Genomic DNA, 21,125 nt, shown 5'->3' with positions numbered 1-21,125 from the left:
CTGCCCGGCCGCGCTACCTCGGGCCGGCCTGGTCGTCACCGGCGGGGCGGGGCTCGACCGCCTCGCCGCGCGGTCCCGACGGCGCCATCGGCCGGCGGGCCCCCCGGACCCGGCGCAGCACGCCGTACCAGGCCGGGGCCTCCCGGGCCTCGTCGAAGGCCCGGGCGATCACGACGTCGGTGGAGGAGTGCGCCAGGATCGAGACGACGATGGTCAGGGCCACCAGGTGGAACACCTCGTCCCCGGCGGGGATGCCGGACTCCAGCACCAGCAGTCCGTAGACCACCGAGGCGAACCCCTTCGGGCCGAACCACATGGCGGCGGCCTGCTCCCGGAGGCTCAGCCCGGAGCGCAGGAAGGAGATCCACAGCGCGACCGGACGGGCGACCACGATCGCCAGGACCGCGAAGACCCAGCCGGTCCAGCTGATCTCGCCGAGGAACTCCACCGAGATCAGCGCGCCGAAGACCAGCAACGCGGCCAGCTTCAGCAGCTCGGCGACGTTCTCCCCGAGGTGCTCGAACGCCGCCCGCTCCCGCGGCCCGAACGTCGCCACGGTGATGCCGGCGGCGAACGCGGCGAGGAACAGGTTCCCGTGGGTCGCCTTGCCCAGGGCCAGCACCAGCAGGCCGATCGCCACCCCGTTCAACGGGGCGTACGCCACCGACGCGGCGAACCAGCGGGTCCGCTCCAACGCGATCGCCAGCAGCGGCACCAGCACACCGATCAGCAGCCCGAGTGCGAGCTCGGTGGCCAGCTCCGCCAGGTGCAGGTCGGAGCCGGCTGCGACGGCCAGCAGGAGCACCACGAACGGCAGGGCCAGGCCGTCGTTGACGCCGGACTCGACGTTGAGCAGGTGCCGCAGCCGGGCCGGCACCTTGTCGTTGCCGACCAGCGCGGCGGCGAACACCGGGTCGGTGGGGGCCAGGATCGCCCCGACCAGCAGAGCCTCCGGCCAGTCCAACCCGGCCACGTAGTGCGCCAGCACCGCGGTCACCAGCAGCGTCAGCGGCAGACCCCAGCCAAGCGCCCGGCCGGGCAGCCGCCACGCCGAACGCAGGTCGGCCCAGCCCACCCGCATCCCGTCGGTGAAGAGCACCGCGAACAGCGCCAGCTCCGCCAACTGCGCCACGATCGGGGAGTCCGCGCGCAGGTGCAGCACCCCGGTGGTGTCCTCGCCGAGCACGAAACCGGCGACCAGGAACAGTGCCGCCGTGGAGAGGATGGTGCGATGCGCCAGGGCCGACACGAGCACGGCGGCCAGGAGGACGGCGGCGAAGGAGAGCAGCAGCACGGGTCAGCCTCCAGGGGCAGGGGTCAGCACGTGCCGACCAGACTTCCCGGCGCTCCACGGTTCCCGGTGATCATAACGGTCCGGGCACCCCCGACCGTCGCGATGGCCGGACGGACCTCGCCCGTCCGGCCATCGCCGTGCTCACCGACCGGTGGACCGGTCGGCCTCGGACTCGTAGACGTCCGGCACGCCGTCCTGGTCGAGGTCGACCCGCTCGGCCTCGTGGACCCGGCGGTAGACGCGGCTACGGGCGCGGAGGATGACGGTCGCCAGGAGCGCCGACAGCAGCGACCCGGTGAGCACGGCGACCTTGACGTGGTCGTCACGTTCGCTGCCCAGGCCGAAGGCCAGCTCGCCGATCAGCAGCGACACCGTGAAACCGATGCCGCCGAGCAGTGCCAGGCCCAGCACGTCGAGCCAGTTGAGGCCCTCGTCGGGGGCGGCACGGGTGAACCGGGACACCAGCCAGGTGGCCACCAGGATGCCGATCGGCTTGCCCACGACCAGGCCGACCACGATGCCGATCGCGACCCGGTCGCTCAGCGAGGTGACCAGACCGGAGAGACCGCCGACGGTGACGCCGGCGGAGAGGAACGCGAAGATCGGTACGGCGAACCCGGCGGAGATCGGCCGGAACAGGTGCTCGAAGTGCTCGGCCAGGCCGGGGCCGGCGGCCGGGCCACCGGCGTCCGCGCTGCGGATCACCGGGACGGTGAAGGCCAGCAGCACTCCCGCCACGGTGGCGTGCACCCCGGACTCGTGCACCAGCGTCCAGGTCACCGCCGCCAGCGGCAGCAGCAGCCACCACGAGTGGACCCGGCGCTGCACCAGCAGGGCGAAGATCACCAGCGGCACCAGCGCGCCCAGCAACGGGGCCACCGAGAGGTCGGCGGTGTAGAAGACGGCGATGATGACGATCGCCATCAGATCGTCGACGACGGCGAGGGTGAGCAGGAAGGTGCGCAGCGCCGACGGGAGGCACCGGCCGACCACGGCGAGCACGGCGAGGGCGAACGCGATGTCGGTGGCGGTGGGGATGGCCCAGCCCCTGCCGGCGCCGGGGCCCGCGCCGGCGGTGATCAGGTAGTACAGCACGGCGGGTACGACCACCCCGCCCGCGGCGGCGGCGACCGGCACGGCGGCGCGGCGCGGATCGCGCAGGTCACCGGCGACGAACTCCCGCTTGAGTTCGAGCCCGGCGACGAAGAAGAAGATGGCGAGCAGGCCGTCGGCCGCCCAGGTGGCGAGGCTGAGGTCGAGGTGCAGCGCGGACGGGCCGACCGTGAGGTCGCGCACCCACCGGTAGCCCTCCGCCCAGGGCGAATTCGACCAGATCAACGCAAGCAGCGCCCCGATGAGGAGCAGCGCGCCGCCCACGGTCTCCTTCCGGAGGATGGCGGAGATGCGGCTGGTCTCGCCCCACGAGTGTCGGGCGAACAGGCTGGTACGGCGCCGGGTGGCGTCGGTCACGGAAACTCCTCGTCGGCAGGGGTCGCGTCATCCATCGCCGACCAGACTTCCCGGCACACCTCGGCCAACCCTATCCGCCACCGCGGCGGACACATCGACCGTCGCGACGACCCGCGCTCGTGGTCGGGCGCGGTGACTCCCCTGGTACCCGGCGGCCGCCCGGCGAACCATGCCGGAACCTGGTCCATCCCCCGACCGGGGGCGGCGGCTTACCCGGGGGCGAGTCGGGTATGCCCCCGCGTGGGCCAGTGGTGGGTGCTCCTCGTGGTGGTGGTCTGGCTGGCGACCGGGCTGCTGACCGCGGCCGTCTTCGTCACCCGAGGCGGGCACCGCAACCTGCTCTGGTACCTGGTCGGGGGGCTGCTCGGGCCGATCTTCGTACCCATCGCTCTGGAACGTGGCCGGGCGGGCATTCGGCGGGTCGAGGTGCGGTCCCGGCCGCCCGCGCCGACCGGGACGGGGTTGCGGGTCCTCGTCGGCCTGGACGGCTCCCCGGACTCCGACCGGGCCCTGCGCGCCGTGGTGCGCACGCTGAGCGGCACCGCCAGCGAGCTGGTGCTCGTCGCGGTGACCAGCCCGGACCTGGTCGACGCCGAGGCGACCGACGAGGAACGGCGGGCCCGCCGGATGCTCGACGAGCGGGCGGACGGACTGCCGGCGGAGTTGCCGCGGCCGAGCATCGAGGTGGTCGTCGGTCATCCCGCGGACGGGCTGCTGGCGGTGGCCGACTCCCGCGACGTTGACCTGCTTGTCGTGGGTCGGGGCGGTCACGGGCTCGGGGAGCGACTGCTGGGCAGCGTCGCGGAGGACCTGGCACACCGTTCTCCCCGCGCCGTGCTGCTCGGCAGTCTGCCCGACCGGGCGGCGTCGTCTCCGCCTCGGGAGGGGTGAACGGGCGCGCGACGGGCACCCGGCGGCGAGGCGTTGCCGGGCCGGCGCGGAAGCGTCAGCGCCCGGCCGCGGGCGGCGGCCGGGCGCTGACGTGTTCGGGTGTCACCTGCCCGTCCGGTCCCCTGCGGGGCCGGACGGGACGGGATCAGAGGGCGAGCTTCTGACCCGGGAAGATCAGGCCCGGGTCGGCCCCGACGATCCCCCTGTTGCGCTCGTACAGCGCGCGCCAGCCACCGGTCAGGTCCCGGGCGTCGGCGATCTTCGCCAGGGTGTCGCCCGGCTTGACGACGTGGACCTTGCCCGTGCCGGCCGGTGCGCTGCGCCGCTGGCTGCGGCTGCTGGGCTGTTCCCCACGCGAGGAGCGCTCCTTGGTGGCGGCTCGCGTGGCGCGCCGCTCCGACTTCTGCGACTTCTCCGAGGCGGCGTAGCTCCGGGTCGAGCCGCCCTTCTTGCCGCAGGTCGGCCAGGCGCCGATGCCCTGGCCGTCGAGCACCTTCTCGGCGATGGCGATCTGCTCGCCACGGCTGGCCAGGTCGGCGCGGGCGGCGTACTTCTTGCCGCCGTAGCCGGCCCAGGTGCTCTGCGAGAACTGCAGGCCACCGTAGTAGCCGTTCCCGGTGTTGATGTGCCAGTTGCCGCTGGACTCGCACTGGGCGATCGCGTCCCAGTTGACGCCGGCGGCGCTGGCCGGGGAGGCCGGGGCGAGGATGGCCGCGACCCCGGTGACCGCGCCGACGGCGAGCGTGCCGACGGCGATGCGGCGCGAGCTGACCCGTCGGTGACGGGCGGTGTATTCAGTTGCCATGTGGATTCCTCCACGCCGACGAGGTGAGCTGTCGGGTTCGGGCCGAGGAGCCCGGCCGCCGCTGGCGGCTTCACCCCGAGGTGACGTGCACCGAGGAACTAGTGGGTCCCCCGCTCCATGCCTGGTGACAGGGTCGCGCGGCCAGCGGCATGGATTAGGCGTTACCGACCGTGGTGTCCGCGATCGCGGACCAGAACGACGTTAGGGAGAGTTTCGGCCGATTGCCCACTTCTTGTGAAGTTCTTCACCCGGTCAGGCGAAGGGCCCCCGCGCCGGGCTGCGGACCGTGCGGGCGTGTCGACAATGCCCCGCCGTAGCGGCCGGGGATGAGCGACGTCACCGGGTCCCCGAACCGACCGAGGTGGCAGCGGGTGTCAGGATGGGTAGGAACGCCGGCAGGGTCGACCGGCCCGGGAACTGGAGGGCCGAATGGGGTTCGGTCACAGGTGAGCGCGCCTACGGGGGACCTGTTCGCCGCCGGTGGCGACACCGGGCGGTTGATGGCTCGCCTCGACTGGTCCGGCACCCCCCTGGGGGCCGTCGACGGCTGGTCGCAGAGCCTGCGCGCGGCGGTGCGGATGGTGCTGTCGTCCCGGTACCCGATGCTGCTGCTCTGGGGTGACCGCTTCACCCAGCTCTACAACGACGCGTACTCGGCGCTGATCGGGGACAAGCATCCCGCCGCGCTCGGCGACGACGTCCGGATCACCCTCGCCGAGGGCTGGGACGTGCTGCGGCCCCTCATCGAGGAGGCGATGGCGACCGGCGTGGCGAGCTGGGTTCCCGCCCTGCGGCTGCTGCTCGACCGGGCCGGCTACCGCGAGGAGGCGTACTTCAGCGTCTCCCACGCGCCCGCGCGTGACGACGACGGCCGCACCGTGGGCATCCTCACCGTGTGCAGCGAGGTCACCGAGCAGGTGGTCGGCGAGCGCCGGCTGCGCCTGCTGCGGGACCTGTCCGTGCACGGCGGCGGGCAGACCGTCGACACGGGGGCCACCTGCGCCGGTCTGGTGGAGGCGATCGCCGGGCATCCGCTCGACGTCCCGTTCGCGGCGATCTACCTGCGCGAGGACGGCCGGCTGCGGCGGGTCGCGCACGCCGGCGCGGCCGTGGTCGGCGCCACGCTTCCCGCCGTGGTCGAGGCCGCCGGCGACACCGGCGGGTGGGGGCTGCCGGCCGCCGCGTCGGGTACGACCACCGAGGTCACCGACGTCGCCACGCGGATGCCGCTGCCGGCCGGGGCGTTCGACGATCCGGTCCGGGTGGCGCTGGCCCTGCCGCTGCCCTCGGCCGAGTTGGACCAGCCACTCGGGGTGCTGCTGGTCGGGGTGAGCCCCAGCCGCGGCCTCGACGAGGCTTACCGGTCGTTCTTCCAGCTGCTCGCCCAGCAGGTCTCCTTGGCGGTACGCAACGCCCGGGCGTACGAGGAGGAGCGGCGGCGGGCCGAGGCGCTGGCCGAGCTCGACCGGGTCAAGACCACCTTCTTCACCAACGTCAGCCACGAGTTCCGCACGCCGCTGACGCTGATGCTCGGTCCGCTCGGTGACGCCCTCGCCGACACCGACGAGCCGCTGCCGCCCGCGCAGCGCGAGCGGATCGACCTCGCCCGGCGTAACGCCGGCCGGTTGCTCACCCTGGTCAACAGCCTGCTGACCTTCTCCACCCTGGAGGCGGGGCAGGCCCGGGCCGTCGCCCGCGAGGTCGACCTGGCCGCCGTCACCGGGGAGTTCGCCAGTGTCTTCCGGGCGGCCGTGGAGCGGGCCGGGCTGCGGTTGGTGGTGCAGTGCCCGCCGCTGCCCCGCCCGGTCGCGGTCGACCCGGCGCTCTGGGAGCAGATCGTCACGAACCTGCTGTCCAACGCGTTGAAGTACACCTTCGTCGGGCGGATCCGGGTGGCGTTGGAGCACGACGAGCGCGAGGTCCGGTTCACCGTCTCCGACACCGGTATCGGGATTTCCGAGGAAGACCTGCCCCGGCTCTTCGAACGCTTCCACCGGGTGCACGGGGCCCGCTCCCGCAGCCACGAGGGCACCGGCATCGGGTTGGCGCTGGTCCGCGAGCTGACCCGGTTGCAGGGCGGCGAGGTGCGGGTGGCCAGCGCCACCGGCGTCGGTACGACCTTCACCGTCGCCCTGCCCTGGACGGCGCTCACCGCGCCGGCCACCCCGCCCGCCGGGCCCGAACCGGCCGGGCTCGGCGAGGTCGCGCAGGTCGCCGCCCAGGCGGCGTTCGGTTGGCTCGCCGGATCCACGGACGGGCCGGCCCCGGCCGAGCTCGACGGGTCGGCGGCGGGGGCACCGAGCGGTGCGGCGCGGTCGACGCCGGCCGGCGAACCCGTCCCGCCCGGTGCCGGCCCGGCGGGCGACGAGCCGCGCGAGGCGCGGATCCTGGTGGCCGACGACAACAGCGACATGCGCGGCTACCTGGCTCGGCTGCTGGCCGCACAGGGCTGGCGGGTACGGACGGTCGGTGACGGTCGCCAGGCCCTCGACGAGATCCGCCGGAACCCGCCGGATCTGCTGCTCACCGACGTGATGATGCCCGGGCTGGACGGCTTCGAGCTGGTCCGCGCGCTGCGCCGCGAGGAGGCCACCCAGGCACTGCCGGTGGTGGTGCTGTCGGCCCGGGCCGGCGGTGAGGCCAGCGTCGAGGGGTTGGACCTGGGCGCCGACGACTACGTGGTGAAACCGTTCACCGCCGCGGATCTGGTGGCCCGGGTCCGCGTCCTCCTGCGCCGGGCCGGGCTGCGCACCCACCCCGACGAGCCGGCCACCGGACCGCCGACCGGGGAGTCCGCGCCGTCGGCCCTGCCGACCGGTCCGGGAAGCACCGGCGGGGGCGCGGTGGCCGCCCCACCCCGGCCGACGAACGGCACCGTCCGGCCGAGGAGCGCGGCCCCGGAGGACGGCCCCCCGCCCGCGCCCGCGGAGCCACCCAGCCGTCCGTCCGCGGTACCCGATGTCGACCTCGGCTGGACGTACCTGTCGGATCCCACCGCGGCGCAGGCCATGCGCCGCGACCTGCGGGTGGTCCTCGACCACCCGCAGGTCGACCCGGACGTGGTGCAGGACCTCCTGGTGGCCGCGTCGGAGGCGGTCAACAACGCGGTGGAGCACGCCCAGCGACCGAGCCGCCCGGAGGTGCGGGTCCGGCTGGAGGTCGACGCCGGCACCGTCCGGATCTCCGTGCGGGACTTCGGGACGTGGCGCGACCGGCGGCCGGCGATGGACCGGGGACGCGGCGCGATGTTGATGGACGCGTACGCGCAGGTGCGGATGTCCTCCACCGACGAGGGCACCACCGTGGTGATCGAGCGGCGGTTGACCGACCCGGTCGGCGGCCCGCCGGTCGACTGACCGACGGGCCGCCGGGCCGATGGCCTAGAGGGTCCTAGCCAGTCGCTCGGCCAGCACCCGGGCGAACCGGGCCGGGTCGGCCAGGTCGCCGCCCTCGGCGAGCAGCGCCATGCCGTACAGCAGCTCCGCCGTCTCGGTGAGGGCCGGCTCGTCGTCGCCGCGCTCGTGGGCGGCGCGCAGGCCGGTGACCAGCGGGTGGGTCGGGTTGAGTTCGAGGATCCGCTTGACCGGCGGCACCTGCTGGCCCATCGCCCGGTACATCTTCTCCAGCGTCGGGGTGATGTCGTGCGCGTCGCCGACGACGCAGGCCGGCGAGGTGGTCAGCCGGGAGGAGAGGCGGACCTCCTTGACGGTGTCGGCGAGCGCGCCGCCGAGGAAGGCGAGCAGGTCGGCGTACTCCTTGGCCTGCCGCTCCCGCTCCTGCCCGGCGTCGGAGCCCTCCGTCGCGGCGTCGAGGTCCACCTGGCCCTTGGCGATCGAGCGCAGCGGCCGGCCGTCGAACTGGCCGACCCGCTCCACCCACACCTCGTCGACGGGGTCGGTGAGCAGCAGCACCTCGTAGCCCCGGGCCCGGAACGCCTCCATGTGCGGCGAGTTCTCCAGCGTCGCCCGGGTCTCACCGGTGGCGTAGTAGATCTCGCTCTGGCCGTCCTTCATCCGCTCCACGTAGTCGCGCAGCGTGGTGAGTTCGGCGGCGTCGTGGGTGGAGGCGACGGAGACGACGTCGAGGATCGCCTCGGCGTTGTCCGGGTCCTCGATCAGCCCTTCCTTGACCACCCGGCCGAACTCCGACCAGAAGGTGCGGTACCGCTCGGCCTGCGCGGTGCGCATCTCCTTGAGCGTGGCGAGCACCTTGCGGACCAGCCGGCGGCGCACGACCTGGATCTGGCGGTCCTGCTGGAGGATCTCCCGGGAGATGTTCAACGACAGGTCGTGGGCGTCCACCACGCCCTTGACGAAACGCAGGTAGTTCGGCATGAGCGCCGCGCAGTCGTCCATCACGAAGACCCGCTTGACGTACAGCTGGACGCCGCGCCGGGCGTCGGCCATGAACAGGTCGAAGGGGGCGTGCGAGGGGATGAAGAGCAGCGCCTCGTACTCGAAGACGCCCTCACCGCGCATGTGGATGGTCTCCAGCGGGTCGGCCCAGTCGTGGGCGACGTGCCGGTAGAAGTCGCGGTACTCCTCCTCGGCGACCTCGTCGCGCGGCCGGGCCCAGAGCGCCTTCATCGAGTTGAGGACGGCGGGCTCGCCGTCCGGGGTCGCCAGGCGGATCGGCCAGGCGATGAAGTCGGAGTACTTCTTGACGATCTCCCGGATCTTGCCGGGGTCGGTGTAGTCGTGCAGGTTGTCCTCGCTGTCGACCGGCTTGAGGTGCACGGTCACCGAGGTGCCCTGGGGCGCGTCGTCCACCGTCTCGACGACGTAGGTGCCCTCACCGGTGGACTCCCAGCGGGTGCCCTCGGTCTGGCCGGCGCGGCGGGTCAGCAGGCTCACCCGGTCGGCGACCATGAACGTCGAGTAGAAGCCGACCCCGAACTGGCCGATCAGGTCCTGGCTCGCGGCCTCCCGGGACTCCTTCAGCTTGCGCAGCAGCTCGGCGGTGCCGGAGCGGGCGATGGTGCCGATCAGGGAGACGACGTCCTCGCGGGACATGCCGATGCCGTTGTCCCGGACGGTCAGGGTGCGGGCCTCGGGGTCGGCCTCGACCGCGATGTGCAGGTCACCGGTGTCGACGTCGAGGTCCTTCTCGACCAGCGCCGCCAACCGCAGCTTGTCCAGCGCGTCGGAGGCGTTGGAGACGAGTTCGCGCAGGAAGACGTCCTTGTCCGAGTAGATGGAGTGCACCATCAGCTGCAACAGCTGACGGGTCTCCGCCTGGAACTCCAACGTCTCGGTCCGGGTGCTCACACCAACCTCCTCATCCGTTCGCTGCCGATCCACCACAAGGATCCGCCGGATGAGGATACGAGCCGCGGTGGCCGCCCGGTCACGGGCGGTCGCCGACCCGACGGGCCATCAGGTACGCCTGCGGCGTCGGTTCGAGCTGGCCGGCGTGCGGCTCCGGTTCCCGCCGCATCTGCGCGTGCACGGCGAGCCCGGCGGCGCGCAACAGCTCCGCCACCGCCTCGGGGCGGCGGCGGTGGAAGGTCAGCGAGACCGGCAGGCCCGAGGCGTCGGTGCGGTGGACCGGTTCGTCGCCGAGCTGGAAGGCGAGCAGCACGTGCCCGCCCGGGGCGAGCACCCGGTGGAACTCGGCGAAGGCGTCGGGCAGCCGGTCGTCGGGGAGGTGGATCACCGAGTACCAGGCGACCAGGCCGGCGAGCGTGCCGTCGGCGGTCGGCAGCTCCAGCATGGAGCCCTCCGTGAAGCGCAGGTCCGGGTGATCGCGGCGGGCCCGGGCCACCATCTGCGGGGACAGATCGAGACCGGAGACGTCCAGGCCGAGGTCGCTCAGGTGCCGGCTGATCCGGCCCGGGCCGCAGCCCACGTCGAGGACGGGGCCGCCCCCGCTGGTCCGGACCAGCTCGGCGAAGGCGGCCAGCATCGCCCGGTCCAGCGGGCGGGCGGCGAGCTCGTCGCCGACGTACTCGACGTAGAGGTCGACGATCGTGTCGTACGAGGTGCGGGTGTCGGTGAGGAAGGCGGGTTCGGTCACCGCGGCACCCTACCCGCAGCGACCCCAGCCCACGGCCGCGTCGATCATGCAGTCGTGGTGGGCGATTCGGAGGATCTCGCGGCTTTCATCCACCACCACAACTGCATGATCACGAAAGGTGAGCCGGGGCGGCGGGGCGGGAGACGTCGTGGACGTGGTGCGCGATGTCGTGCAGGAAGTAGACGGCGAAGGTGCGCACCGTGAACCGGGAGCCGTTGCCGCGCCGGCCCGGCCGTTCCCACTGCTCGGGGCGGACCGCGTCGAAGGCCGCCGCGGTCGCCTCCGCCTCGCCGGCCAACTGGTCGGCCACCGCCTTCGGTGCCTGGTGGAAGTAGTCCTCCGCGACGGCGGTGGCGTCCTGGTCCCAGTTCGGGAAGACCGGATCGTCGTGGCCCAGCATCAGCTCCAGCCGCCCCCGGAAGATCCGGCAGGCGTCGCGGACGTGGCAGGCGTACTCGACCGGCGACCAGACCGTCGGCGCCGGCCGGGTGGTGGCGTCGGGGCGCGAGAGCCGCTCCCGCCAGGTCGGCACGGTGGCGCGCAGCCGCGCGCCGGTGGTGGTGACGTCCTGCGGGGAGAAGCCGCACTCCGCGCAGCCGTCCTCGATGACGAACGTCCAGTCCATGTCCTCGGGCGGGATCGCCGGCGGCCGCTGCTGCATGGCCCGAGTCTGCCACCGGCGCGCGCCCCGGCCTGGATAGGGTGTACGCCGTCGAGCAGGTGGCCGGGGTCGTCGGGAGGTGGTCGTGTCCAGGGACACGGAGCGCAAGCTGATCGCCGCCAACAAGAAGGCCCGTCACGACTACACGGTCCTCAAGACGTACGAGGCGGGGATCGTGCTGGCGGGCACGGAGGTCAAGTCGCTGCGGGAGGGACGGGTGTCGCTGGTCGACGCGTTCGCCCAGGAGCGCGACGGCGAGATCATGCTGTACGGCCTGCACATCGCCGAGTACGGCTACGGCACCTGGACCAACCACCAGCCGCGCCGGACCCGCAAGCTGCTGCTGCACCGGGTGGAGATCGCCCGGATCCTGGAGAAGCTGCGTGACGGCGGGATCACGCTGGTGCCGCTGTCGATGTACTTCAGCAACGGCTGGGCCAAGGTCGAGATCGGCCTGGCCCGCGGCAGGAAGTCGTACGACAAGCGGCAGGCGCTCGCCGAGCGGGACGCCAACCGGGAGATCGCCCGTGAGCTGGGCCGCCGCCTGAAGGGCCGCCGCCCCGCCTGAGCCCCAGCCCGCCCGGGGTGGTGGCTGATGACGCCCATATCTACAACGTCTCTTGTACATCATGTCTTGTGCTTCTAGTCTGTCGACATGACGGAGCAGCCCACCACCGTCCACCTGACCGATCCGGGCGCCATGCGCGCGCTCGCCCACCCGACCCGGCTACGCCTCCTCGGCGAGCTGCGCCGGCGTGGTCCGCAGACCGTCGGCATGCTCAGCGACGTCATGGACGAGGCGGTCGGCTCGGTCAGCTACCACCTCCGCCGGCTCGCCGAGCACGGCTTCGTGACCGAGGCCCCCGAGCGCGCCCGGGACCGGCGGGAACGATGGTGGCGGGCGGCCCACGAGCGCACCTCCTGGAACCTGGTCGAGGCGCTCGAGGACCCGGAGCGCCAGGCCGCCTCCACTCTGCTGCGCCGAGCGGTCCTCGAACGGTACGTGGAGCGGCTGCGGGCGTACCTCGACGCCGAGGCGACCCTGGAGCCGCGGTGGGTGCGCGGCACCGCCAGCAGCGACTCCTGGCTGCATCTGACCAGCGACGAACTGGTCGAGCTGCGCGCCGACCTGGAGGCGCTGGCCGAGCGCTGGCGGGCCCGCAGCGACCCGGACCGGCCCGACGCCGGCACCGTCACCCTGATGTACCACGCCTTCCGGGACCCGCGGTGACCCCGCCGGCACGCCGCCGGGCGCCGCTGACCGGGCTGCTCCTCGGCCACGCGGTCTCCCTCACCGGCAACATGCTCACCCTCATCGCGCTGCCGCTCTACGTCCTGGCCGAGACCAGCTCCCCCACCGCCACCGGCCTCACCGCGGCGTTCGCCACCGCCCCGATGGTGCTCGGCGGCGCCCTGGGCGGGGTGGTCGTCGACCGGATCGGCTACCGCCGGGCCAGCGTCCTGGCCGACCTGATCTCCTGCGGGACCGTCGCCGCCGTCCCCCTCCTCGACGCCACGGTCGGCCTGCCGTTCTGGGCGCTGCTCGGCCTGGTCTTCACCAGCGGTTTGCTCGACACCCCCGGGCAGACCGCGCGGATCGCCCTGCTGCCCGAGGCGGCGACCGCCGCCGGCGTGCCGGTGGAGCGGGCGATCGGCTGGTTCGAGGCCACCGAGCGGGGTGCCCGTCTGGTCGGCGCGCCGGTGGCCGGCCTGCTGGTCGCCGCGTTCGGGGCACTGCCCGTGCTCGCCGTCGACGCGGCCACCTTCGCGCTCTCCGCGCTGGTCGTCGCCGCCCTGGTCCCCCGGGCGATGCGCCCGGCCCGGACCGCCGGCGAGGAGTCCCACGGCTACTGGCACGACCTCGCCGCCGGGCTGCGCTTCCTGGTCCGCGAACCCCTGCTGCGTGCGATGGTCCTGCTGATCCTGGTCACCAACCTCTTCGACGCCACCAAGAGCAGTGTGCTGCTGCCCGTGGTGGCCGAGCGGGAACTCGGCGGCGCCACCGCGTTCGGGCTGCTGGTCGGCGCGATGGGCGGCGGCGCGATGGTCGGGGCGCTGCTGTTCAGCGCCGTGGGGCACCGGCTCCCGCGCCGCGCCACCTTCGTCACCAGCTTCGCCGTCGCCGGCGCCCCGCCCTTCTGGGCGCTGGCCGCCGCGCCGCCGCTGCCGGTGCTTCTCGCGGTCTTCGCGGTCTCCGGCCTCGCCGCCGGCGCCATCAACCCGCTGGTCGGCACGGTCGAGTTGGAACGGGTGCCGGCCACCATGCGGGCCCGGGTGTACGGCGTGATCGGCGCGGCCTGCTGGGCGGCCATGCCGCTGGGCGCCCTCGGCGCCGGCCTGGCCGTCGACCGGTTCGGCACCACGACCACCCTGCTCACCGTGGGCGGCTGCTACCTGCTGGTGGTGCTCACCCCGCTGGCCGGCGGCCCCTGGCGGACGATGTCCCGCCTCCCGGCCCCGCCACCACAGGAGGCGAAGCTGACCCCGACCACGACCTGAGCCGCCGGGGGCACGCGCGGATCCCGCCCGCCCTTCGGGCCGGCATAGACTGCACGCATGGGGCTGCCAGCGTGACCAGCGGATCGACGTCGCCGCGCCACGTCTGCTGGACCTACGACGACCGGGCGGCCTTCACGGCGCGGGCCCGGGACTTCCTCCTCGCCGGGCTCGCCGCCGGCGAGCGGGTCCGGCACACCTCGACCGAGCCGCCCGAGGCCGTCGCCGCGCGATGGCAGGACGTCCCCCGGCTGCGCGAGGCGTTGCGTACCGGCGCCGCCGAGATCGTGCCGATCTCGGACGCGTACGGCCACGGCCTCGTCGACGCCGAGGCGCAGGTCGCGCGGTACGGCGCGGCGACCGCGGCGGCGCTCGCCGACGGCCACGCCGGGCTGCGGGTGGTGGCCGACGCCACCACACTGGTCCGGACCGCCGCGCAGCGCGCGGCCTTCGCCCGCTACGAGCACCTGGTCGACCGGTTCCTGCGGGCCCACCCCATGACCGCCGCCTGCGCGTACGACCGGGGCCTCCTCGGCGACCGCGCCGTCGAGGAGTTGGCGTGCCTGCACCCGGCGGCCGACCCCGACGTCGTCCTGTTCCACCTCTACGGGGGTGACCCGGGCGAGCTGGTGCTCACCGGCGAGCTGGACGCGTCCAACGAGGACGGCTTCGCCGCCGCCCTGGAGCGGGTCGACGTCGCCCAGGGCGAGCTGGTGGTCCGCGCCGACGAGCTGCGGTTCATCGACTACCGCGCCCTGACGCACCTGCACCGGCACGCCGCCCGTCGCGACGCGACGGTGGTGCTGCGGACCAGCCTGGCACCCGCCGCCCGACTGGTCGCGATGCTGGGCCTGTCCCGGGTCCGGATCGAGGCGCCCCGATGAGGACCGGAGCGGCCGCCGGGCACCACGGCTACTACCACGAGGCGATCGTCTACGACTCCGACGAGGAGCTGCTCGCCGTCGTGCTGCCCTTCCTGCGGGGCGGGGTCGCGGCGGGCGAGCCGACGATGGTGGCGTTCGGCGACGAGCACGCCGCGCTGGTCCGGGCGGCGCTGCCCGCCGACAGCGGGGTGGTGTTCCTCGGCGGCGGCGAGGTGTACGCCCGACCGGCGGGGGCGATCCGGGCGTACCGCGAGCTGCTGGCCGAGCACACGGCCGCCGGCGCGACGCAGATCCGGATCGTCGGCGAGCTGCCCCCGGCCGTGTTCGGCCCGACCTGGGACTGGTGGGCCCGCTACGAGTCGGCGATCAACCACGCGTACGACGAGTGGCCGCTGTGGAGCATGTGCGCCTACGACCGCCGGACCACCCCGGCCCGGGTGCTCGCCGACGTCGCCCGCACCCACCCGCGTACGGCCACCGCGGACGGCCGGCACCTGCCGAACGAGGCGTACACCGAGCCGCGTGCGTACCTGCGGGAGAACCGCCCGATGGTCGTCGACCCGCTCGAGCGCACCACCCCGGCGGTGGAGCTGACCGACCCGACCCCGGTCGAGGCCCGCCAGGCCGTCCACCGGGTGGGCTCCGACCGGCTGCCGATGGACGACGTCGACGACCTCGCGGTGGCGGTCAGCGAGATCGTGACCAACGCGCTGCGGCACGGGTTGCCGCCGGCACGGTTCCGGCTGTGGGCGGACACCGACCGGGTGGTGGTGACGGTCAGCGACGGTGGCGCCGGCCCGAGCGACCCGTTCGCGGGTCTGCTGCCGGCGGACGGCGCGACGTCCGGCGGGCTCGGGCTCTGGATCACCCACCAGTCCTGCGACCACGTGGCGATGCGCCGCGCACCGGACGGCTTCACCCTGCGGCTGACCGCCGGGAACCCGCACTTCACGGGCTGACCCGCTCCGGCCGGGACGCCGCCGGGTCAGTCGCGCAGCAGGTCGGTGTGGGCGGCGCGCAGCCGGTCCAGCTCCCGGTCGGTGCCCGGCGGGACGCGGCGGTCCAGCTCCGCCCACGCCTCGGCGAGGGCGTCGGTGAGCACCCTCAGCTCGGCGGCGTGCCGGCGGGCGCCCTGCCGGTGCGACTCCTCGAGGCGGCGGGCCCAGCCGGCGGTGACGGCGGCGAGCCGGTCGGCGTCGGCCCGCGCCTGGGCGGCGCTGCGCGCGCCGCCGACCGGCACGAGCGCGGCGACCGGGCGGGGATCGCCGTCGCGGGTGACCAGGGTGACGGTGTCGGTCAGCTCGGCCATCGCGATCAGCTGGGTGAGCCGCGTGCGCAGCTCGCGCAGCGGCACGGAACGGGGTTGACCACTGTGGTGGGTCAGGGCGGGGGCAGCCATGACGCCATGCTGCGCGGCGGGTACGACATTTACCGTCGTGAGCCTCCGCGGGGTGTCGCCGCCCGCGGATCGCGGGACGGCGACGAGCCGGGTGGGACGGGCGACCCGCCCCACCCGGGTCGCCTCAGCCGGCCTGCAGGGTGACGTCGTCGATGACGAAACTGGTCTGCAGGGAGGAGTCCTCGGTGCCGGTGAACTTCAGGGTGACCGTCTGGCCGGCGAACGCGGCGACGTTGAACGACCGCAGGACGTAGCCGCTGGCGGCGTTGAGGTTCGAGTACGTCGCCAGGGTGGTCGTGCCGAGCTGCACGGTGAGCTTGTCGTAGGCCGTGCCGGTGGTGGTCTCGGCGGTGTCGATGTGCAGGTGGAAGGCGAGGGTGTAGGTCGAACAGCCGGCCGGGACGGTCACCGACTGGGAGAGCGTGTCGGTGTGGGTGCTGCCGTACCCGTCCAGCCACGCCTTGTACGTGCCGGTCCGGGCGGGCTGGTTGGCCGAGTTGGTGATGACGCCCGAGCTGGCGGTCCACGGGGCGGTGCCGGACTCGAAGCTGCTGTTGCCGATCCGCTGGCCGCCGGAGCAGCCGCCGGTGCCGGTGACGGTGAGGCTGTAGGCGGCGGTGCGGGTGACCGATCCGGTGCCGGTGACCGTGATGGTGAAGGTGCCGGTGGCGGCCGCCGACGAGGCGGTGACGGTCATCGTGGCGGAGCCACCGGAGGTGACCGACGACGGGCTGAACGTCACCGTCACCCCGCTGGGCACGCCGGTGGCGGTCAGCGCCACGGTCTGGGCGCTGCCGCTGGTGGTGGCGGTGCCGACGGTGGCGGTGGTGGAGGCGCCCGGCGCGACGCTGCCGGCGGTCGGGCTGACCGACACCGAGAAGTCGTTGGTCGGGGTGCCGGTGCCGACCGCGAGCTGCCAGATGGCGTACGCGATGCCGTCCGCGCTGCGGTTCAGGTGGGTGGCGCTGACGTTGGCGGTGGTGTCGCAGGACCGGTGGTAGCAGGGGTCGTACGCGGCGCCGGCGGTGCCGCCCCACTTGCCGGCCTGGGTGCTGGTCTTGCGGGCGCTGGCGCCGGCGGCGTACCCGGAGGTGGGGATGCCGGCCTGCTGGAACGGGTAGTCGTCGGAGCGGCCCTGGCCCTCGACGTTCTCCTCCGGTTGGAGGTTGAGCGAGTCCCAGTACGCCTTCAGTGGCGCGGCCGTGGTGGAGGTGATCCGGTTGATGAAGTAGCCGCCGTTGGTCGAGCCCACCATGTCGAAGTTGTAGTAGCCCTTGATCTGGCCGCGCTGGGTGGCGGTGAGCGAGTTGACGTAGAACTCGGAGCCGTTGAGCCCCTGCTCCTCGTCGGTCCACCAGGCGAACCGGACCCGCTTGGTCATGGTCGGGTTCTGCTGCGCGAGCACCAGCGCGTTCTCCAGCAGGCTGGCCGAGCCGGTGGCGTTGTCGTTGATGCCCGGCCCGGCCGAGACGCCGTCCAGGTGGGCGCCGAACATGACCACCTGGTCGGCGGGGCCGCCCGGCCACTCGGCGATCAGGTTGTTGGACCGGTACACGCAGCTGGTGCAGACCTGCTCGGTGACCGTGTAGCCGGCGGCCTGGAGCCGGGTCTTGAGGTAGCTGACCGAGGCGGTGTAGCCGGGCGACCCGGCCCGCCGGTTGCCGCCGTTGCTGGTGGCGATGCTGTTGAACTGGGTCAGGTGGGCCTGCAGGTTGGTCACCGAGATGTCCGGCGCCGCCAGCGCGGCGACGGGTGCGGCGGTGACCGGCGCGACGGCCGTGGCCGGTTGCCCGGTCAGGGTGATCGTCACGGCGGCCAGGACGGCCAGCGCGAGGCCGGCGGTCGGCGTGCTGCGTCTCATGCGAGCTCCTCGGGGGTCGGCGGGGCAGCGCGGGCGTGACCTGATCCGGGTACGGGGGTGGTCGGGTTGGTCGGATCTCGGCGGCCCGGGGGTGGGGTCGCGACGGGTCAGGCCGGGGAATGAAACACTGACATGTATCAATCTCTCGGTCAATCGGCCGGACGTCGTCACATGCGCCGGCCGGCCGGGGTCGATCCGCGCCGGATGGGCGGCCCGGGGCAGGATGGGGGCATGCGCCTGGTCTCCCTGCTCCCCTCCGCGACGGAGATCGTCTACGCCCTCGGCCTCGGCGACGACCTGGTGGGCGTGACCTTCGAGTGCGAGGTGCCGGCCGCCGACCGGGCCGGCAAGGCCGTCGTGGTCGGCGGCACCGACACCCGGGGCATGACCCCCGGCGAGATCGAGGCGCACGTCCGGGCCCGGCTGGCCGCCGGGGCGGACCTGTACACCCTGCACGCCGACGCGCTCGCCGGGCTGGACGCCGAGCTGATCCTCACCCAGGACCTCTGCCGGGTCTGCGCCCTGCCCTCCGGGCACGTCTCCGACGCCCTGGAGCACCTCGGCTGCCGCGCCGAGGTGCTGTCGCTGGACCCGTACACCCTGGACGAGGTGCTCGACAGCATCGTCGCGGTGGGCGACGCGGCGGGCGTACCCGAGCGGGCCCGGACGCTCGTCGCCGGCCTGCGCGCCCGGCTCGCGGCCGTCGCCGCGGCGGTCGCCGGGCGGCCACGGCCCCGGGTCGCGGTGGTGGAGTGGACCGACCCGCCGTTCACCGCCGGGCACTGGATCCCCGACCTGGTGGTCGCCGCCGGCGGACAGCCGGTGGCCGCCCGACCCGGCGCCCGCTCGGTGCGGGTGCCCTGGTCGGAGCTGCGCGACGCCGCGCCCGACGTCGTGCTGGTCGTACCCTGCGGCTTCCACCTCGACGGCGCCGTGGCGCAGGCCCGGACGGTCGCGCCGCGCTTCCCGGGCACACCCGTCTGGGCGGTCGACGCGGACGCCCTGGTGGTCCGCCCCGGACCACGCCTGGTCGACGGTGTCGAGGCGATCGCGGCGCTGCTGCACCCCGACGCCGTGCCCGCCGCGCCCGCCGGCACGGTCGCCCGGGTCGCCTGATGCCGCCGCCGGACCGGACCGACCCGCCGCCGATCGAGCCACGCGCGGTGGACGAGATGATCTCCGTGCCGGGCGGTCGGGTGACGCTGTCCGACCGGCGGACCCGCAGCACCTGGTCGGTGGCGCTCGCGCCCTACCAGCTCGCGATCTTCCCGGTGACCCGGGAACGGTACGCCGAGGTCACCGGCGAGCGGCCGTTCGGCGCGCGGGGCGACCGGCTGCCCGCCGATTGTGTCTCCTGGTGGGACGCGATCCGGTACTGCAACACCCGGTCCCGTCGTGAGGGGCTGACGCCCGCGTACCACCTCCACGACGACGGCAAGGGCGTCGCCTGGGACGCCTCCGCCGACGGGTACCGGCTGCCGACCGAGGCCGAGTGGGAGCACGCCTGCCGAGCCGGCACGACCGGACCGCGGTACGGGCCGCTCGACGAGATCGCCTGGTACCGCGACAACTCGCAGGAGCGGATCCACGACGTGGGCGGCCGGCGGCCCAACGCCTGGGGCCTGTACGACATGCTGGGCAACGTCTGGGAATGGTGCTGGGACGTCTACGACGCCGAGGTCTACGGCACCTACCGGGTGCTGCGCGGCGGTGGCTGGTTCGACGAGCACTGGAGCTGCCGGGCCTCGGTGCGGCGACGCAGCCACCCGACGTTCCGGATCGACGACGTGGGGTTCCGCGTCGCCCGCTCCCCCTCGCCCTGACCCGGGGCCGGCCGCCGACCCCGTCACGCCCGCGATGTCCACTGTAACCGTGCTGTTACGCCCCGGCGAGGCCACGGTGGCACGACCGGCCGACCGTCGACCTCAGCACCGCCCCCGTCGGGGGGCGGGACGGTCTACCGGGAGGACATCATGAGACTTGCGAGGACACTCACCGCGGCGCTCCTGCTCAGCGGGCTGCTCGCCGCCACCACGGTGAGCGCCGCCGCCAGCGCCCCGCGGGTCGGCGGGGCCACCACCAGCGCCGTCGCCGGGCCGTACTGCGGGATCACCTGGGGCAGCGTGGAGAAGTCGGCCGGCACGCTCAGCGGCGCGCCGCTGGTAGACGTGCGTACCGGTCGGCACGACTGTTTCGATCGGGTGGTGTTCGAGTTCGCCGGGCCGGTGAACGGCTACTCGGTCGGCTACGGCGAGACGTGGACCGAGGGCGAGGGGCTGGCGCTGTCGCCGTACACGGCCGGGGACGAGCTGCTGCGGGTTTCGCTGCGGGCCCCGGCGTACGACGACGAGCACCTGGCCACCGTCCCGTACCGGGTCGGTGAGCACGCCGCGAACGTGCTGCGCTCCTCGACGCTGCGGGACGTGGTCTTCGGGGGCAGCTTCGAGGGCTACACCACCTTCGCGGTCGGCGTGCGGGCCCGGCTGCCGTTCCGGGTGCTCGTACTGGCGGGACCGGGCACGCACAGCCGGATCGTGCTCGACGTGGCGCACCAGTGGCAGCAGTGACCACCCGTCGGGACGGGGGCGCGGCACCGGCCGGGCCCCCGTCACCGGCCGTTGCGCCAGGGTCGCCGGGCGCCGTCCCGGGACTACCCTGAGAACGTCATGGAGGGCCGCGTGCTGGTCGTCGAGGACGATGCCTCCATCAGGGAGGTCACCGCCCTCGGTCTGCGGCGGGCCGGGTTCCGGGTGAGCACCGCCGTCGACGGCCGGGCCGCCCTGGCGGCCTGGCGGGCCCAACCGGTCGACCTGATCGTGCTGGACGTGATGCTGCCCGGGGTGGACGGCCTGGAGGTCTGCCGGGAGGTGCGCCGCAGCAGCCAGGTGCCGATCCTGATGCTCACCGCCCGCACCGACACCATCGACGTCGTGGTCGGCCTGGAGTGCGGCGCCGACGACTACCTGCGCAAGCCGTTCGACCTGCCGGAGCTGGTCGCGCGGGTCCGCGCCGGGCTGCGCCGGGCCGCCGCCGTGGTCGAGGAGGCCACCCTGACGGCGGGACCGCTGGAGATCGACCCGGCCCGGTTCGTGGTCCGCAAGGCCGGTCGGGAGCTGACCCTCACCGCCACCGAGTTCCGGCTGCTGCTGGAGCTGGCCCGGCGCCCCGGTCAGGTCTTCACCCGGGAGCTGCTGCTGGACCGGGTGTGGAACCACTCCCACCTCGGCGACTCCCGCCTGGTCGACGTGGCCGTGCAGCGGCTGCGGGCCAAGGTGGAGGACGACCCCGCCACACCCCGGCTGGTTCGCACGGTCCGCGGCGTCGGCTACAAGCTCTCCACCGGATGACG

General features: G+C 73.9%; 19 protein-coding genes and 1 riboswitch. Of the genes, 11 read left to right on the top strand and 8 right to left on the bottom strand.

Translation table 11 applies throughout. The annotated features are described in order from the left end of the window. Positions 1-13: 13 nt before the first annotated feature. Complete coding sequence (locus AC5L3Z_RS17240) at positions 14-1,294, bottom strand: cation:proton antiporter (protein WP_494843205.1); 1,281 nt, start codon at positions 1,292-1,294, stop codon at positions 14-16. Positions 1,295-1,435: 141 nt separating this feature from the next. Then, the gene (gene nhaA / locus AC5L3Z_RS17235) at positions 1,436-2,764 is read right to left on the bottom strand and encodes a Na+/H+ antiporter NhaA (protein WP_494843204.1); all 1,329 of its coding nucleotides are present in this window, start codon (positions 2,762-2,764) and stop codon (positions 1,436-1,438) included. 240 nt (positions 2,765-3,004) lie between these two features. Between nhaA and AC5L3Z_RS17230 the strand changes: the two genes are divergently transcribed. Continuing rightward, positions 3,005-3,655, top strand: a complete 651-nt coding sequence (locus tag AC5L3Z_RS17230) for a universal stress protein (protein WP_494843202.1) — start codon at positions 3,005-3,007, stop codon at positions 3,653-3,655. A 145-nt stretch (positions 3,656-3,800) separates the two neighbouring features. On the opposite strand, the gene AC5L3Z_RS17225 is transcribed toward AC5L3Z_RS17230, so the two are convergent. Further along, positions 3,801-4,460 (bottom strand): LysM peptidoglycan-binding domain-containing protein, encoded by a 660-nt coding sequence (locus AC5L3Z_RS17225; protein ID WP_494843200.1) that lies wholly within the window; start codon positions 4,458-4,460, stop codon positions 3,801-3,803. Next, a riboswitch (cyclic di-AMP (ydaO/yuaA leader) is annotated at positions 4,459-4,631 on the bottom strand. (Overlaps the previous gene by 2 nt.) 275 nt (positions 4,632-4,906) lie before the next feature. Here AC5L3Z_RS17225 and AC5L3Z_RS17220 point away from each other — a divergent pair. After that, positions 4,907-7,816, top strand: coding sequence for an ATP-binding protein (locus AC5L3Z_RS17220; RefSeq protein ID WP_494843198.1), 2,910 nt, complete (start codon positions 4,907-4,909; stop codon positions 7,814-7,816). A gap of 24 nt (positions 7,817-7,840) precedes the next feature. On the opposite strand, the gene htpG is transcribed toward AC5L3Z_RS17220, so the two are convergent. The 3 genes from htpG to AC5L3Z_RS17205 all read right to left on the bottom strand — a co-directional run bounded on the left by htpG (position 7,841) and on the right by AC5L3Z_RS17205 (position 11,136). Continuing rightward, positions 7,841-9,727, bottom strand: coding sequence for a molecular chaperone HtpG (gene htpG / locus AC5L3Z_RS17215; protein ID WP_494843196.1), 1,887 nt, complete (start codon positions 9,725-9,727; stop codon positions 7,841-7,843). A gap of 79 nt (positions 9,728-9,806) precedes the next feature. Next, on the bottom strand, positions 9,807-10,475 hold the full coding sequence (locus AC5L3Z_RS17210) for a class I SAM-dependent DNA methyltransferase (RefSeq protein ID WP_494843194.1): 669 nt from the start codon (positions 10,473-10,475) through the stop codon (positions 9,807-9,809). Between the two features lie 109 nt (positions 10,476-10,584). Further along, a complete protein-coding gene (locus AC5L3Z_RS17205; RefSeq protein ID WP_494843192.1) occupies positions 10,585-11,136 on the bottom strand; it encodes a DinB family protein in 552 nt (183 codons plus the stop codon). Positions 11,137-11,221: 85 nt separating this feature from the next. On the opposite strand from AC5L3Z_RS17205, the gene smpB reads away from it, so the two are divergent. From smpB to AC5L3Z_RS17180, 5 genes are all read left to right on the top strand, one after another. After that, positions 11,222-11,704 (top strand): SsrA-binding protein SmpB, encoded by a 483-nt coding sequence (gene smpB / locus AC5L3Z_RS17200; RefSeq protein WP_494843190.1) that lies wholly within the window; start codon positions 11,222-11,224, stop codon positions 11,702-11,704. Between the two features lie 87 nt (positions 11,705-11,791). Next, positions 11,792-12,367: a helix-turn-helix domain-containing protein gene (locus AC5L3Z_RS17195; RefSeq protein ID WP_494843188.1), complete on the top strand. Its 576-nt coding sequence runs from the start codon at positions 11,792-11,794 to the stop codon at positions 12,365-12,367. Continuing rightward, on the top strand, positions 12,364-13,635 hold the full coding sequence (locus AC5L3Z_RS17190) for an MFS transporter (RefSeq protein ID WP_494843186.1): 1,272 nt from the start codon (positions 12,364-12,366) through the stop codon (positions 13,633-13,635). Before AC5L3Z_RS17195 ends, AC5L3Z_RS17190 begins: the two co-directional genes overlap by 4 nt. Before the next feature lie 71 nt (positions 13,636-13,706). Next, positions 13,707-14,516: an MEDS domain-containing protein gene (locus tag AC5L3Z_RS17185; protein WP_494843184.1), complete on the top strand. Its 810-nt coding sequence runs from the start codon at positions 13,707-13,709 to the stop codon at positions 14,514-14,516. After that, entirely contained in the window at positions 14,513-15,475 is a 963-nt protein-coding gene (locus AC5L3Z_RS17180) for an anti-sigma factor RsbA family regulatory protein (protein WP_494843182.1), read from the top strand. The genes AC5L3Z_RS17185 and AC5L3Z_RS17180 overlap by 4 nt, the downstream gene beginning before the upstream one ends. A 26-nt stretch (positions 15,476-15,501) precedes the next feature. On the opposite strand, the gene AC5L3Z_RS17175 is transcribed toward AC5L3Z_RS17180, so the two are convergent. Both AC5L3Z_RS17175 and AC5L3Z_RS17170 read right to left on the bottom strand, forming a co-directional pair. Beyond that, positions 15,502-15,915, bottom strand: a complete 414-nt coding sequence (locus AC5L3Z_RS17175; protein ID WP_494843180.1) for a type II toxin-antitoxin system Phd/YefM family antitoxin — start codon at positions 15,913-15,915, stop codon at positions 15,502-15,504. Positions 15,916-16,039: 124 nt separating this feature from the next. Next, the gene (locus AC5L3Z_RS17170) at positions 16,040-17,776 is read right to left on the bottom strand and encodes a M28 family metallopeptidase (RefSeq protein ID WP_494843178.1); all 1,737 of its coding nucleotides are present in this window, start codon (positions 17,774-17,776) and stop codon (positions 16,040-16,042) included. A gap of 231 nt (positions 17,777-18,007) precedes the next feature. Between AC5L3Z_RS17170 and AC5L3Z_RS17165 the strand changes: the two genes are divergently transcribed. The 4 genes from AC5L3Z_RS17165 to AC5L3Z_RS17150 all read left to right on the top strand — a co-directional run bounded on the left by AC5L3Z_RS17165 (position 18,008) and on the right by AC5L3Z_RS17150 (position 21,123). Then, complete coding sequence (locus tag AC5L3Z_RS17165; RefSeq protein ID WP_494843176.1) at positions 18,008-18,892, top strand: ABC transporter substrate-binding protein; 885 nt, start codon at positions 18,008-18,010, stop codon at positions 18,890-18,892. Further along, positions 18,892-19,599: a formylglycine-generating enzyme family protein gene (locus AC5L3Z_RS17160; protein WP_494843174.1), complete on the top strand. Its 708-nt coding sequence runs from the start codon at positions 18,892-18,894 to the stop codon at positions 19,597-19,599. Before AC5L3Z_RS17165 ends, AC5L3Z_RS17160 begins: the two co-directional genes overlap by 1 nt. Positions 19,600-19,749: 150 nt before the next feature. After that, positions 19,750-20,343: an AMIN-like domain-containing (lipo)protein gene (locus tag AC5L3Z_RS17155; RefSeq protein WP_494843172.1), complete on the top strand. Its 594-nt coding sequence runs from the start codon at positions 19,750-19,752 to the stop codon at positions 20,341-20,343. A 99-nt stretch (positions 20,344-20,442) separates the two neighbouring features. Further along, a complete protein-coding gene (locus AC5L3Z_RS17150) occupies positions 20,443-21,123 on the top strand; it encodes a response regulator (protein ID WP_494843170.1) in 681 nt (226 codons plus the stop codon). The last annotated feature ends 2 nt before the right edge of the window (positions 21,124-21,125 follow it).

The organism is Micromonospora sp. LZ37 (assembly GCF_059359015.1).
Note: the sequence above shows the minus strand (reverse complement) of the source record. Positions and strands in the feature narration are given on the sequence as shown.